Source organism: Paenirhodobacter hankyongi (assembly GCF_003664585.1).
Lineage (GTDB): Bacteria > Pseudomonadota > Alphaproteobacteria > Rhodobacterales > Rhodobacteraceae > Rhodobacter > Rhodobacter hankyongi.
Window position 1 is genome coordinate 37,258 of the sequence record NZ_RCHI01000008.1, and the last position, 13,600, is coordinate 50,857.

13 protein-coding genes are annotated in these 13,600 nt (G+C 70.8%); 6 read left to right on the forward strand and 7 right to left on the reverse strand.

All coding sequences use genetic code 11. The features are described 5' to 3' along the window. Position 1: 1 nt before the first annotated feature. From DYS74_RS10180 to DYS74_RS10195, 4 genes are all read right to left on the reverse strand, one after another. Positions 2–3,349, reverse strand: coding sequence for an efflux RND transporter permease subunit (locus DYS74_RS10180; protein ID WP_245965263.1), 3,348 nt, complete (start codon positions 3,347–3,349; stop codon positions 2–4). Positions 3,350–3,446: 97 nt separating this feature from the next. Next, complete coding sequence (locus DYS74_RS10185) at positions 3,447–4,898, reverse strand: efflux RND transporter periplasmic adaptor subunit (RefSeq protein ID WP_121533466.1); 1,452 nt, start codon at positions 4,896–4,898, stop codon at positions 3,447–3,449. Positions 4,899–5,012: 114 nt separating this feature from the next. Continuing rightward, entirely contained in the window at positions 5,013–5,828 is an 816-nt protein-coding gene (locus tag DYS74_RS10190) for a uracil-DNA glycosylase (RefSeq protein ID WP_121533468.1), read from the reverse strand. A 9-nt stretch (positions 5,829–5,837) separates the two neighbouring features. Then, complete coding sequence (locus DYS74_RS10195; RefSeq protein WP_121533470.1) at positions 5,838–6,191, reverse strand: DUF2628 domain-containing protein; 354 nt, start codon at positions 6,189–6,191, stop codon at positions 5,838–5,840. Between the two features lie 170 nt (positions 6,192–6,361). On the opposite strand from DYS74_RS10195, the gene DYS74_RS10200 reads away from it, so the two are divergent. From DYS74_RS10200 to DYS74_RS10225, 6 genes are read left to right on the forward strand one after another with little or no spacing between them, the layout of a single operon-like run. Beyond that, on the forward strand, positions 6,362–7,327 hold the full coding sequence (locus DYS74_RS10200; protein WP_121533472.1) for an aspartate carbamoyltransferase catalytic subunit: 966 nt from the start codon (positions 6,362–6,364) through the stop codon (positions 7,325–7,327). Beyond that, positions 7,320–7,805, forward strand: a complete 486-nt coding sequence (locus DYS74_RS10205; RefSeq protein WP_121533474.1) for a hypothetical protein — start codon at positions 7,320–7,322, stop codon at positions 7,803–7,805. Before DYS74_RS10200 ends, DYS74_RS10205 begins: the two co-directional genes overlap by 8 nt. Continuing rightward, complete coding sequence (locus DYS74_RS10210; RefSeq protein WP_121533476.1) at positions 7,802–8,383, forward strand: hypothetical protein; 582 nt, start codon at positions 7,802–7,804, stop codon at positions 8,381–8,383. Before DYS74_RS10205 ends, DYS74_RS10210 begins: the two co-directional genes overlap by 4 nt. Beyond that, positions 8,380–9,657 (forward strand): dihydroorotase, encoded by a 1,278-nt coding sequence (gene pyrC / locus DYS74_RS10215; RefSeq protein WP_121533478.1) that lies wholly within the window; start codon positions 8,380–8,382, stop codon positions 9,655–9,657. The genes DYS74_RS10210 and pyrC overlap by 4 nt, the downstream gene beginning before the upstream one ends. Before the next feature lie 20 nt (positions 9,658–9,677). After that, positions 9,678–10,286, forward strand: a complete 609-nt coding sequence (gene plsY / locus DYS74_RS10220; RefSeq protein ID WP_121533480.1) for a glycerol-3-phosphate 1-O-acyltransferase PlsY — start codon at positions 9,678–9,680, stop codon at positions 10,284–10,286. A 49-nt stretch (positions 10,287–10,335) separates the two neighbouring features. Then, a complete protein-coding gene (locus DYS74_RS10225; protein WP_121533482.1) occupies positions 10,336–10,761 on the forward strand; it encodes a DUF805 domain-containing protein in 426 nt (141 codons plus the stop codon). 153 nt (positions 10,762–10,914) lie between these two features. Here the strand turns inward: DYS74_RS10225 and DYS74_RS10230 are convergent, their stop codons facing one another. Genes DYS74_RS10230 through DYS74_RS10240 form a run of 3 tightly spaced genes read right to left on the reverse strand, consistent with a single transcriptional unit; the run spans position 10,915 to position 13,576 of the window. Beyond that, entirely contained in the window at positions 10,915–12,285 is a 1,371-nt protein-coding gene (locus DYS74_RS10230; protein ID WP_121533484.1) for a glutamate--cysteine ligase, read from the reverse strand. Between the two features lie 44 nt (positions 12,286–12,329). Then, positions 12,330–12,854 carry a hypothetical protein gene (locus DYS74_RS10235; protein WP_121533486.1) on the reverse strand — a complete coding sequence of 175 codons (525 nt, stop codon included), beginning with the start codon at positions 12,852–12,854 and terminating at the stop codon, positions 12,330–12,332. Next, positions 12,851–13,576 (reverse strand): 16S rRNA (uracil(1498)-N(3))-methyltransferase, encoded by a 726-nt coding sequence (locus tag DYS74_RS10240; RefSeq protein ID WP_121533735.1) that lies wholly within the window; start codon positions 13,574–13,576, stop codon positions 12,851–12,853. The genes DYS74_RS10235 and DYS74_RS10240 overlap by 4 nt, the downstream gene beginning before the upstream one ends. Between the last annotated feature and the right edge of the window lie 24 nt (positions 13,577–13,600).

Here is a 13,600-nt window from a genome sequence, read left to right on the forward strand (position 1 = left end):
CTCAGCGCGCCGGGCCGAGCCGCCGGCGCGCGATCCGCGGCGCGATCAGCCCCGCGCCCGCCACCACCAGCGCCGCAAGCCCGATGAACAGGCCAAGCGCCGCCCCCACCCCCTGCCCCGCCAGCATCGCCCGACCGAGCGTCGCGACGAAGGCGAGTGCGATCAGCCCCGCGGCCGCACCCAGCACTCCGCGCAGCGGCCGTGCCCGCAGCCCGTGGCGCAGCGCCCGCAGCTGCAGCGTCACATCGAGCTGGATCGCCAGCACCGCCGGCACGACGAGCAGCACGATGCCCATGCCGACGCCGAGCCCGTAGCACAGGGTGATGACCGTGGGCTTGAGGAACACTGCCGAGGCCGAGGTCTCGTAGAGCAGCGGCGCCAGCCCCAGCACCGTCGTCAGCGTGGTCAGCAGCACCGGCCGCAGCCGGTCCGCCACCGCATCGACGATCGCCGGGGCAAGACCGCGCTTTGCCGCATATTCGTCGACGGTCGAGATCAGCACGATCGCGTCGTTGATGATGATCCCGGCCATGCCGATCAGCCCGACGACCGAGAACATCGACATCGGCAGGCCCCAGATCGCATGGCCCCAGATCGCGCCGACAAGGCCGAAGGGAATCACCGACATCACCGCCACCGGCCGCGTCCAGCTGGCAAAGATCCAGGCCAGCACGATGTAGATGCCGACGAGACACAGGATCAGCCCGATCATCGCGTCGGACATGAAGTCGCGCTCCTGCTCGGCCGCGCCGGTCAGGGTGAAGACGACGCCGCGCTCCTCGGCGATGCGGGGCAGGATCTCGTCGCGCAGCGTGCGCTGGATCTCGTTCGCCCGCGCCGGGTCGTCTTCGGAGATGTCGCCGGTGACGCCCACGCGCCGCACCCCGTCCTCGCGCCCGATCGTCGAGAAGCCGGTTTCCGAGCGCAGGGTGACGATGTCGGAGAGCGGCACCCAGTTCCCCGCCGGCGTGCGCATCTGCATCCGGTCGATGAAATCGGCGGTGAGCTCGCCCTCGGGCAGCTCGACCCGGATCGAGGCCGAGCGCACGCCGTCGGGATAGGTCGCCGCCTCGGTGCCGTTCAGCCGCGCCCGCAGCTCGCGCCCGAGGCTGTCGATGTCGAAGCCGAGCGCCGCGCCCTGCGGTGTGAGCGACAGGATCAGCTCCTCCTTGTCATAGGCGAGCGTGTCCTCGACCGCCGAGACCTCGGGGAAAGCCGCAAGTGCCGCCTTCAGATCCTCGGCCGCCTCCTTCAGCACCCGGCTTTCGGCGCCCGAGACCTGCACCGAGATCCCGTCCGACGCGGGCCCGGTGCGGAAGCCGCGGAAGCTGAGCTCCTCGAGCAGCGGCATCCGCTCCGCCTCGCGCTGCAGGCGGGCGACGAACTCGGCCGAGGAGAAGGGGCGCAGGTCGGCATCGACCAGCTCGACCGAGATCGAGCCCAGAAGGTCGGTGTCCTTGCCCTCGGCCGAGGCAAGGGCCCGGCCCGAGGCGCCGCCGATCTGGCCGAGCACATATTCGACCGGATTGCTGCCGGTCTCGGCCGCGTAGTCCTGCCCGACCCGGTCGACGGCGCGTTGCAGCGCCTGCATCTGCGCCATGGTGTCGGCGCGCGAGGCGCCCGCCAGCATGGCGAAGGCGCCCGAGACGGTCGACTGCTCGGGCGGCGCGAAGAAACGCCATTGCACCGTGCCGCCGATCAGCAGCGCGACCTGGCTGAGCAGCAGCGCGACCGAGCCCGCCACCACCGCATAGCGCGCCCGCACGATCAGCCGCACGAGGGGCCGCATGATCCGCACCCGCACCCAGTCGAGCCCGCGGTTCACCACCCGCGACGGCGCGTCATACCAGGCGCCCTTCGCGGTATGGGTGAGCGCGTGGCTCATGTGGTTGGGCAGGATCAGGAAGCACTCGACGAGCGAGGCGGTCAGCACCGCGATCACCGTCCAGGGAATATCCTCGACCATCCGCCCCATCGGCCCGCCGACCACCGTCAGCCCGGCAAAGGCGATGATCGTGGTCAGCGACGAGGCCAGCACCGGCGCCGCCATCCGCCACGCGCCCTGCTCGGCCGCCAGCACCGGGTGCTCGCCCAGCTCGCGGGCGCGGAAATCGGCGTGCTCGCCCACCACGATCGCATCGTCGACGACGATGCCGAGCGTCAGGATCAGTGCGAAGATCGAGATCATGTTGAGCGTCATGCCGCCGAGGTACATGACCGCCAGCGCGGCGGCCATGGAGGTGGGAATCCCCATCGCCACCCAGAAGGCGGTGCGCGCATTGAGGAACAGGAACAGCAGCACGAGGACCAGCGCCAGCCCCTGCGCGCCGTTCTTCATCAGCAGTTCGAGCCGCTGGATGATCGCGGCCGAGCGGGTGCGCACAAGGTCGATGGTGGTGCCCGCGGGCAGCGTCGGGCGGATCTCGGCCACCACCGCCTCGACCGCGTGCTGCAGCGCGATCGCGTCGCCCGCGGCCGAGCGCGAGACATTCACCGTCATCGCCGGGTTCGCGCCGACGAAATAGGCCCGCGCCCGGTTCGCCCCCTCGACCCGGATCTGTGCCACATCGCCGATGGTCAGCAGCGAGCCGTCCGGGTTGGTGCGGATCACGATGCCCGCGATGTCGCGCGCGGCGCGGCGCTCCTCGCCGGTGCGCACGCGCGCCGCGCCCCCCGCCACGTCGCCCGCGGGGCTCGTTGCCGCCTCGGCCGCGATCAGCGCCGAGATCTGGCCGAGCGTCACGTTGTGGCGCATCATCTGCGCCGTCGGCACCTCGACCAGCGTGCGCGGCGCGGCCATGCCCTGCACCGTGGTGCGCGTCACGCCCGCCGCATAGAGCCGCACCACCAGCTCGTCGGCCAGCCGGCCCAGCTGTTCGGGCGGGATCGGGCCGGTCAGCACGATATCGGTCACCGTGTCGCGCCAGACGCCGCGGGTGACGACGGGCTCGTCGGCGGCCTCGGGCAGGTCGCCCGCGGCGGTGATCGCCTGCTCGACATCGTTCACCGCGCGGCCCATGTCCCAGCCCGGCTCGAATTCGAGGGTGATCGTCGCCTTGCCCTCGATCGCGCGGCTTTCGGAACTGTCGACGCCCTCGACCGAGATCAGCGAGGGTTCGAGCACCTGCACGATGGCGCGGTCGACATCCTCGGCGCCGGCGCCCTCCCAGGTCACCTCGACCTCGACCTCTTCGGTCACCGAATCGGGAAAATATTGCGCGCGCATCTTCGGCAGCACGGCGAGGCCGGCGCAGAGCATGACGACCAGCACGATATTCGCCAGCGTCCGGTGCCGGGTGAAGCGGCCGATGAGGCCGCGCGGCGGCGGCAGGGGCTCGCCCGGGCGCACGAAATCGCCCTCGGCGCGGGCGGCCTCGGCGGCAGCGGCGTTCGCCTCGGCGGCAGTGTCCTCGGCGGCGGTGTCCTCGGGGCGCGCGCTCACCGGCTCAGCCCCCGGTCCGCGCTTCGAGCCGGTCGATCAGCTCGGCCGGCACCGCCTCTTGCGCGAGCTGGGCAAGAAGGCGCGCCTTCGTCTCCGACGGCATCCGCACATTCGCCTCGACCTGCGCGATCAGCCGCGCCCGGCGGTCGGGATCGAGCGGCACCAGCGCCGGCGCGGCGGCCGCGCCCGGCCGCAGCGGGCGCAGCTTCAGCCCCTCGCCCAGCAGCGGCGTGCGCTCGGCCACGATCTCCTGGCCCGTCGCAAGCCCTGCCGCGCGGATCAGCACCGCGTCGCCCTGCCGATGCAGCACCTCGACCGGCACCGCGGCGAGGCGCTCGCCCGCGCCCAGAAGCAGCACCTTGCCATCCGCGCCCACCGCCGCCGCCGGCACCTCGGCCACCGCGTCAAGCGGCGGCTCGTCGAGGGTGGCGGTGACGAAATCGCCGGTCTTGAAGCCCGCGGGAACGTCGAGCCGCGCAAACAGCTGCCGCCCGGTCAGCCCGGTCTCGACCGCCGCCCCCGCCCGCACCAGCGTCGCCGGCGCGGCGAGGCTGCGGCCCTGCAGATCAAGCGCCACCTCGGCCCGCATCGGCACGAGCGCTCCGGCCGCATCGGTCAGCCGGGCGAATTGCGCCGTCGAGACCCGGAACGAGACCTCGAGCGCGGCAGGGTCGATCAGCTCGCCCAGCATCTCGTTCATCGAGACGACACGCCCCTTCACCGCCGAGATGCCGGTCAGATCGCCCGCAAAGCCCGCGCGGATCACCGTGTCGCGCAGCTTGCGCTCAGCCTCGCCCAGGCTGATCTCGGCCCGGCGCAGGGTGTTGCGCGCCTGATCGAGCCCGGCCTCGGCCGCCGACAGCGCCGTGCGTTTTGTCAGCACCGCCTGATCGGCGGCCGAAACGGCCAGCTCGGCGGTCTCGGTATCGGCGGCCTTGCCGAAGCCCTTCGCGTCGATCGAGCGTTGGCGGTCGAGCGCCGAACGGCGCAGGTCCGCCTGCCGCCCGGCCGCCGTCAGGTCATCCGAGGCGATCGCCACGGTGCGCTCGGCCAGCGCCAGCGCCGCCTGCGCCTCGCCGCGCGCCGCCGCCGCGGTGTCGCGCGCCGCTTGTGCCTCGGCCGGGTCGAGCTGCACCAGCAATTCGCCGGCCGAAACCGTGCCGCCCTCGACGAAATTCGGCGACAAATCCAGGATCCGCCCCGCCACCGCCGCCCGCAGTTCCAGCCGCCGTGCCGCGCGGATCTCGCCATAGGCGGTGAGCCGCGGCACCCGCGTGCCGAAATCGAGCGTCACCACATTCGCCGCAAAGACCCGCTCGCGCGCCTGCGCCGGGCGCTCGGGCGCGGCGTTGCGGGCGCTGATCGCGGCCTTGACGGCATAGCCCCCCGCCGCCAGCAGCCCAAGGGCCAGCGCGGTGAGGAACAGCCCCATCAGGGAGCGGGTGAGAAACTTCATCGTCCGTGTCCTGTCGGTCGGTGCGGGGGAAAGGGGCCGGCCCCAGCCCTTACGCAAACTCTAGCGCGCATCCCACGGGCCCGAATGCCGCTTCGCGCCCCGTTCACGCATTTGTCAGGGCGCGAGCGCATTCAGCCGCGCGCGCAGCGACAGCAGATCGGCCCAGGCCTCGCGCTTGGCATGGGGCTGGCGCAGCAGATAGGCCGGATGCGTCATCGGCAGCGCCGGCCGGCCGAAGGCCTCGGCCCAGGTCCCGCGCAGGCGCAGGATGCCGCGCTTGTTCAGCGCCGCGGCGCAGGCGGCATTGCCCATCAGCACGATCAGATCGGGATCGGCCAGTTCGACATGGCGGGCGAGGAAGGGCAGCATCTGCGCGATCTCGGCCGGTTCCGGGTCGCGGTTGCCCGGCGGGCGCCAGGGCAGCACGTTGGTGATGTAGAAGGCCGCCTCGGCATCGGGGCTCGTCCGGCTCAGCCCGATCGCGGCGAACATCTTGTCGAGCAGGTGCCCCGCGCGGCCGACGAAGGGCTTGCCCTGGATGTCCTCGTCGCGGCCGGGCGCCTCGCCGATGATCATCACCCGCGCCTTCGGATTGCCATCGGCAAAGACCGTGGTCTTCGCGCCCTTCTTCAGATCGCACAGCTCATAGGCGGTGACCGCCTCGCGCAGCGCCTCGAGGTCATTGGCCGCGGCGGCAGCCTGCCGCGCCACGGCCACCGGATCGGGGCCCGCCTCGACCACACGCAGCGGCGGTCCGCCGGGGCCCTGCGGCGCGGCAACAGCGGGCGCGGGTTTCGGCGCGTTCAGCGTGTCGGGAAGCGCATAGGCATCAACCGGCTCGTCGAGCACAGCCGAATCCACCCCGAGCTCGATCAGCCATTCGAGCGCGGCGCGGGCAGCGTTGTAATCGAGATCGGCTCCGGCGGTCATGCCGCCAAGCTATGCCGGGGCGCGGCCGGGGTAAAGCACCCGTCCGGTCGACGGACGGTCGCGATCGACGCGCAGCATCGCCTCGGCCCGACCAAGCGCCCGCTTGCGCCAGGCAGGATAGGCCAGGAAGGGCGACAGGACGAAACCGATGACCATCAGATCGAGCAGCAGAACCACCAGCGCGCGGGCATAGAAGCCGTGCACGAGGTAGTAGAGCGGCCCGAAGACCAGCGCCCAGAACCAGCTCAGCCCGGTCGACTCGTCGAAACTGTCGGCAAGTGCGGCTGCCTCGACGCGGCTCGCCCTGGCCTCGCGCCGCAGACGCAGGCGACGCTCCTGCGCGGAAAGCGGAACATCCGGCATGGCCCCCCTCCTGAAATGGCTTCGTCACGGCGATGCCATGACCCTGCCCAACCCCCGCGGCAAAACTGCGGCACGGGTGCGGCGATTTCCGGCCCCGCCCCGGCCGCTTCGCGCTGGACGGATGCCCCCCCTTTTGCCATAAGCGGCCCCGGACAACTTCGGAGGCAGTCATGTCATTCCGCGCAAGGCATCTTCTGGGCATCGAGCATCTGGCGCCGGAGGAGATCCGGACCGTCCTCGATCTCGCCGACCGCTACGTCGAACTGAACCGCCGCACGGTGAAGCGCACCGACGTGCTCGCCGGCATGACGCAGATCAACATGTTCTTCGAGAACTCGACGCGCACGCAGTCGAGCTTCGAGCTGGCCGGCAAGCGGCTTGGCGCGGATGTGATGAACATGTCGATGCAGACCTCGTCGGTGAAGAAGGGCGAGACCCTGATCGACACCGCGCTGACGCTGAACGCGATGCACCCCGACCTGCTGGTGGTGCGCCACGCCAGTTCGGGCGCGGTCGAGCTGCTGTCGCAGAAGGTGAACTGCGCCGTCATCAATGCCGGCGACGGCAAGCACGAGCACCCGACGCAGGCGCTGCTCGACGCGCTGACGATCCGCCGCAGCAAGGGCCGGATCGAGGGGCTGACCGTGGCGATCTGCGGCGACGTCTCGCACAGCCGGGTGGCGCGCTCGAACCTGTTCCTGCTCGGCAAGATGAAGAACCGCATCCGGCTGATCGGGCCGCCGACGCTGATGCCCTCGGGGATCTCGGAATTCGGCTGCGAGGTCTTCGAGAACATGCGTGAGGGGCTCGAGGGCGCCGATGTCGTGATGATGCTGCGCCTGCAGAAGGAACGCATGGACGGCGGCTTCATCCCCTCGGAACGCGAGTATTTCTTCCGCTACGGGCTCGACGCCGAAAAGCTCGCCTGTGCGAAACCCGACGCGATCGTCATGCACCCCGGTCCGATGAACCGCGGCGTCGAGATCGACGGCACCATCGCCGACGACATCACCCGCTCGGTCATCCAGGACCAGGTCGAGATGGGCGTCGCGGTGCGCATGGCGGTGATGGATCTGCTCGCGCAGAACCTGCGCGCCGAGCGGGGCCGCGCCGCCGTCGGGGATGTCTATGTCTGAGATCAAGCGCGACAGCGTCCACGACTATCGCCCCGGCCCGGCCTCCGAGCTGCCGCTCGATCCGGGCGAGAAGGTCGCGGCGGTGTTCAGCGCCGATCCCCGGCGGTATTGGTATGACACGGCGGTTCTGGCCGGCATCGGCATCGTGCTGGTCTCGGCCGCGCTCGTGTGGATGGGCCACACCGACCAGATCGCGGTGGCCGCGCTGGCGATCGCCGTCGGCATGGCGCTGCGCGCGCTCTACTTCCGCTCCGAGGCCTTCGCGCGGCGCTGGCAGCTGACCGACCGGCGCCTTGTCGGGCCGCAGGGGCGGCAGGTGATGCTGCTCGAGATCACCACTGTGCGCCGGCTGATGGGCGATGTGCAGATCGTCACCAAGGCCGGCGACAAGCACCTGATCAAGCATCTTGCCGACGGCGCCGCCGTGATGGCGGCGATCGAGGCGGCGCGGGCGAAACGCGCGAAGGTGAAGCGGTGAGCGACACGCCCGCCTCCGCCCCCGGCCCGGCCGCGGCAGACACGCCCCTGCCGCAGGTGGGCCGCGACGGCGCCGCCTTCTGGGGCGGGCTGCTGACCCCGGGCGAGATGCTGCGCTGGCACGGCGCCCCCGATCCGCGGCTGTTCACCCCGGCAGGCGGGCCGGCGATCCTTGCCGTGCTTGCGGGCGGCGCTGGCACGGGGATCGTCATCGCCCTGCGCGCCGGAGGCTCGGCCGCGCAGGCGGTGGCGGGGATCGGGCTTTTCGTGCTCTCGGCGCTGCAGCTCGCCCGGCGCAGCGGCTTCGGCAACCGCCGGCTGATCGACACCCGCTATGCGCTGAGCGACCGGGCGATCTACATCGCGACGCTGCGCCCGGGCGCCGCCCCCTACCTCGAACGCTATCCGCTGACGCCGCAGCTGGCCGTCGGGCTTGGCCGCAATTCGGTCACCTTCCCGGTCGGCGTGATCCAGCGCAAGGACCGGCCCGAACGCCCGCTGATGCGCGGCTTCTTCCACATTCACGACGCGGCGGCGGTGCAGTCGCTGGTCCGCGAGATCCAGAGGGGAATGACATGACCCTGTTCCTGCAGAACGCCCGCCTGATCGACCCTGAACGCCTGACCGAGACCCCCGGCAACCTGCTGATCGAGGATGGCCGCATCGCGGCGCTTGGCGACATCGCCGCGCCCGAGGGGGCCGAGGTGATCGACTGCGCCGGCAAGTGCCTTGCGCCCGGCATCGTCGATCTCGGCGTGAAGATCGGCGAGCCGGGCGAGCGGCACAAGGAAAGCTTCCGCACCGCCGGGCGCGCGGCGGCCGCCGGCGGCGTCACCACGGTGATCGCCCGCCCCGACACGCTGCCCTCGATCGACACCCCCGAATCGCTGGAATTCGCCACCCGGCGCGCGGCCGAGGCGCCGGTGCGCATCCGCCACATGGCAGCGCTGACCAAGGGCCGCGACGGCCGCGAGATGACCGAGATCGGCTTTCTCATGGACGCGGGTGCCGTCGCCTTCACCGATGCCGAGGCGGTGACCACCGACGCCAAGGTGCTCAGCCGCGCCTTCACCTATGCCCGCGCGCTTGGCGCGATGGTGGTGGGCCACCCGCAGGAGCCGGGGCTGAGCCATGGCGCCGCCGTCACCTCGGGCAAGTTCGCCTCGCTGCGCGGCCTGCCCGGCGTCAGCCCGATGGCCGAGCGCATCGGCCTTGAACGCGACCTCGCCCTCGTCGAGATGACCGGCGTGCGCTATCACGCCGACCAGATCACCTCGGCCGCATCGCTGCCGGCGCTTGCCCGCGCCAAGGCGGTGGGGCTCGACGTCACCGCGGGCGTCTCGATCCATCACCTGACGCTGAACGAATTCGACGTCGGCGATTACCGCACCTTCTTCAAGATGACGCCGCCGCTGCGCTCGGAAGAGGACCGTCTGGCCGCGGTGCAGGCGGTGGCCGACGGGCTGATCGACGTGATCTGCTCGATGCACACGCCCGCCGACGAGGAAAGCAAGCGCCTGCCCTTCGAGCAGGCGGCCTCGGGTGCGGTCGGGCTCGAGACGCTGCTGCCCGCGGCGCTGCGGCTTTACCACGCCGGCGCGCTGAGCCTGCCGCAGCTGTTCCGCGCGATGGCGCTGAACCCGGCGAAACGGCTGGGCCTCGCGCAGGGCCGGCTGGCCGAGGGGGCGCCCGCCGACCTCGTTCTCTTCGATCCGGATGCGCCTTTCGTTCTTGATCGCTTTACCCTGCACTCGAAATCGAAGAATACCCCCTTCGACGGCACCCGGATGGAAGGCAAAGTTCTTGCCACATTCGTCGCCGGGGTGCAGGTTTATCCGCATAACGAAAAATAAAAGAACGAGGCAGAGCAGTGATGCCTGGAATGGAGAACGGGGCCGCGGTGCTGACCGGGGTGGCGGTGCTGGGCTATCTGCTCGGCGCCATTCCCTTTGGGGTGGTGGTCACCCGGCTGATGGGGCTGGGCGATCTGCGCACGATCGGCTCGGGCAATATCGGCGCGACAAACGTGCTGCGCACCGGGCACAAGGGCGCGGCGCTGGCCACGCTGCTGCTCGATTCGGGCAAGGGCGCGGTGGCGGTGCTGCTCGCGCGTTATTTCCTCGACGACACCGCGGCGCAGATCGCGGGCGGCGCGGCCTTCGTCGGCCATCTCTACCCGGTGTGGCTGCGCTTTCGCGGCGGCAAGGGCGTGGCGACCTTTCTCGGCACGCTGATCGCGCTTGCCTGGCCGGTCGGCCTCGCCGCCTGCGCGGTCTGGCTGGTGACCGCGGCGCTCAGCCGGATCTCCTCGCTCTCCGCCCTCGTCTCGGCCGCGACGGCGGTGCCGCTCGCCCTCGCGCTCGGCCACCGCGAGATGATGCTGCTGGTGGCGGCGATGGCGGTGCTGATCTTCTGGCGCCACCGCGCCAATATCCAGCGCCTTGCCCAGGGGCGCGAGCCGAAGATCGGAAAGAAGGGTTGATCCCGGCGCGCTTCGCTGGCCTGATGCGCGCATCAGCCAGGAGGCCCCGATGGATTTCCAGACCGCCGTTCGCTCGTCATTGACGAAATACGCCACCTTCTCCGGCCGCGCCGCGCGCTCGGAATACTGGTGGTTCGTCCTTTTCGCCTTTCTCGGCCAGATCGTGCTGAGCATCGTCGATTCGATGCTGTTCGGCACCGGCCGCTTCATGCACGGCCCGGGCTATGCCAGCTGGGTCAGCAATGGCGGCCCGCTGAGCACGATCTTCACCCTCGCGATCCTGGTGCCGATGATCGCGGTCGGGGTGCGGCGGTTGCATGACCTCGACAAGTCGGGCTGGTGGCTGCTGATCGCCTTCATCCCGCTCATTGGCGGGCTGATCCTGCTGTTCTTCTTCGTCCAGCCCTCGCAGCCCGGTACCAACCGCTTCGGGCCGCAGCCGGGCAACACCCCGCCGCCGGTGCCGATGGGCTGAACCGTCGCGGGGGGCGCTGCCCCCCGGCTGCATCCGCAGCCTCCCCCCGAGGTATTGGAGGCAAGATGAATGGGGGCGTGTTTCATCTTGCCCCAAATACCTCGGGGTGAACTGGCCGCAGGCCAGGAGGGGCAGCGCCCCTCCCTTTCCGTCTCAATAGCTGTAATCGGCGTAGATCTTGGTCAGATCGCCGTTCCAGTCGCCCCTGTAGCGATCGAGCAGCTCGTCGGCCGGCACCTTGCCGGTCTCGATCGATTCCTCGAGCGCATTGAGGAAATGCGTCTCGTCGGGGATCAGACCGTTCGCCGAGGGGCGCGCCCGCGCGGCAAGGCCGGTCTTCGCGATCGCCACCACCTCGCGCGCGAGATCGTGGAGCTTCACGCCCCCGGCCTCGCCCTGCAGCGCATCCCTGGCGGCGGCGCGGCGCAGGCCCTCGCGGGTGGCCTCGTCCCAGCCCTTCACCAGATCCCAGGCGGCATCGAGCGCGCCCTGGTCGTACATCAGCCCGACCCAGAGCGCCGGCAGCGCGCACAGCCGCCGCCACGGCCCGCCATCGGCGCCGCGCATCTCGATGTATTTCTTCACCCGCGCCTCGGGGAAGACGGTGGTCAGGTGGTCGGCCCAGTCGGAGAGCGTCGGCTTCTCGCCCGGCAGCGCCGGCAGCTCGCCCTTGAGGAAATCGCGGAAGGACTGGCCAAGTGCGTTGATGTACTGCCCGTCGCGGTAGACGAAATACATCGGCACATCGAGGACGTAATCGACATAGCGCTCGTAGCCCGCGCCGCCCTCGAACATGAAGGGCAGCATGCCGGTGCGGGCGGGGTCGAGGTTCTGCCAGACATTGCCGCGCCACGACTTGAAGCCATTGGGCTTGCCGTCGAGGAAGGGCGAATTCGCGAACAGCGCCGTCGCCACCGGCTGCAGCGCCAGCGCCACGCGCATCTTCCGCACCATGTCGGCTTCCGAGGCGAAGTCGAGGTTCACCTGCACCGTGCAGGTGCGATACATCATCGTCTTGCCCATGGTGCCGACCTTGTCCATGTAGTCGGTCATCAGCCGGTAACGGCCCTTCGGCATCATCGGCATCTCGTCCCCGCGCCAGATCGGCGCGGCGCCAAGGCCGATGAACTTCGCCCCGATCCGGTCGGCCACCGCATGCACCTCGCGCAGGTGCTCGCCGACCTCGGCGCAGGTGTCGTGGATCGTCTCGAGCGGCGCGCCCGACAGTTCCAGCTGCCCGCCCGGTTCCAGGCTGACATTGGCGCCGTTCTGGGTCAGGCCGATGATCTTGCCCTGCTCGAGCACCGGCTCCCAGCCGAAGCCGTCGCGCAGCCCCTCGAGCATCGCCTTGATCGAGCGCGGCCCCTCGTAGGGAAGCGGCGTCAGGCTGTCGGCGAGATAGCCGAACTTCTCGTGCTCGGTGCCGATGCGCCAGTCGACGCGCGGCTTCTCGCCCGAGGCGATGTATTCGGCGAGCTGCTCGAACCGTTCGATCGGGCCTCCGCCCTGCTGGGGAATGGACATGCACGCGCCTTTCTTGCGGAAACCGAGGGCAACAGGTGGCGCTATCAGCGCGCCGAGTCAAGGGAGGCGCGCGTGGGCCGGCTCCACAGGCTCTGTGCGACCTCGCGCCGATCGAGCGCGGCGGCAAGCCGGCCCATGTCGATGCCGGGCAGCGCCGCGAAGGCATCATAGAGCGCCGGGGCCCCCGCCGCCGCGACCGGGATCAGCAGGGCCTGCCCGTCGCCGGTCTTCAACCGCCAGTGCTGCGCGCCGCGCAGGGTGAGAAGGCGGATCTCGGCCAGATCGGCAAGCGCGAGATAGCCGCCGAGCACCGTGCTGCCGGCACCGAAATAGCCGATCCGCCCCTCGTCCACCTCGACAAGGCCCGGATCGGTCACCGCCCGGGCAAAGCGCGTGCGGCGCAGTGCCGTTCCTGCCCAGACCAGGGCCAGCGCGCACAGGCCAAGCCCGAGCGGGCCCAGCAGCCAGCCGCCGCGCGTCGCGATCCAGAGCCCGAGTGCCGCGGTGCCCGCCGCCGCGAGGGTCTCGCGGTGGCGCTGCAGCGCCGCGCGCAGCTCGGGGCGGATCACCGCCAGTCTCCGAGCGCCGATTGCCACAGGGTGATCGCCGCGCAGGCGGCGGTGTCGGCGCGCAGGATGCGCGGGCCGAGCGAGACCGGCGTCACGAAGGGCAGCACGCGCAGCCGCGCCCGCTCGGGCTCGGAAAACCCGCCCTCGGGGCCGATCAGGATCGCCCAGGGGCCGGGGGCGAGGCCCGCGAGCGTCTCGGCCGGCCCGACCAGGCTTTCGTCCGCCCACAGGATGCGCCGCGCCGGGTCCCAGCCGTCAAGCAACCGGCGCAGCGGCACGAGGTCGGTGACCTCGGGCACGAAGGTGCCCAGGCATTGCTCGGCCGCCTCGAGCGCATGCGCCTGCAGCCGGTCCTGCCGGATCCGCTGCGAATTGGTGAACTCGGTCTGGACCGGCACGATCCGCGCACAGCCGAGCTCGGCCGCCTTCTCGACGATGAAGTCGGTGCGCTCCTTCTTGATCGGCGCGAAGATCAGCCACAGGTCCGGCGGGTCCAGCTGTGGCGCCGCCTGGCCAAGGCAGGTGAGCGTGCCCCCCTTCTTCGCGGCGGCAACGACCTCGGCGGTCCATTCGCCGTCGCGGCCGTTGAAGAGCGCCACCCGCGCCCCCGGTCCCTCGCGCATCACCGAAAACAGGTAATGCGCCTGCTCGGGCGTCAGGGGCACGGCTTGCCCCGGCCCCAGCGGGTGATCTACACACAGTCTGATCTTGGCGCGGTCCATGCGCGGAAATCTAGGGGAGGCACG

Bases quoted from the DNA above. Each gene is read 5' to 3' on its own strand.
- DYS74_RS10185 (WP_121533466.1), bottom strand. From the start codon at position 4,898: ATGAAGTTTCTCACCCGCTCCCTGATGGGGCTGTTCCTCACCGCGCTG.
- DYS74_RS10190 (WP_121533468.1), bottom strand. From the start codon at position 5,828: ATGACCGCCGGAGCCGATCTCGATTACAACGCTGCCCGCGCCGCGCTC.
- DYS74_RS10195 (WP_121533470.1), bottom strand. From the start codon at position 6,191: ATGCCGGATGTTCCGCTTTCCGCGCAGGAGCGTCGCCTGCGTCTGCGG.
- DYS74_RS10200 (WP_121533472.1), top strand. From the start codon at position 6,362: ATGTCATTCCGCGCAAGGCATCTTCTGGGCATCGAGCATCTGGCGCCG.
- DYS74_RS10205 (WP_121533474.1), top strand. From the start codon at position 7,320: ATGTCTGAGATCAAGCGCGACAGCGTCCACGACTATCGCCCCGGCCCG.
- pyrC (WP_121533478.1), top strand. From the start codon at position 8,380: ATGACCCTGTTCCTGCAGAACGCCCGCCTGATCGACCCTGAACGCCTG.
- plsY (WP_121533480.1), top strand. From the start codon at position 9,678: ATGCCTGGAATGGAGAACGGGGCCGCGGTGCTGACCGGGGTGGCGGTG.
- DYS74_RS10225 (WP_121533482.1), top strand. From the start codon at position 10,336: ATGGATTTCCAGACCGCCGTTCGCTCGTCATTGACGAAATACGCCACC.
- DYS74_RS10230 (WP_121533484.1), bottom strand. From the start codon at position 12,285: ATGTCCATTCCCCAGCAGGGCGGAGGCCCGATCGAACGGTTCGAGCAG.
- DYS74_RS10240 (WP_121533735.1), bottom strand. From the start codon at position 13,576: ATGGACCGCGCCAAGATCAGACTGTGTGTAGATCACCCGCTGGGGCCG.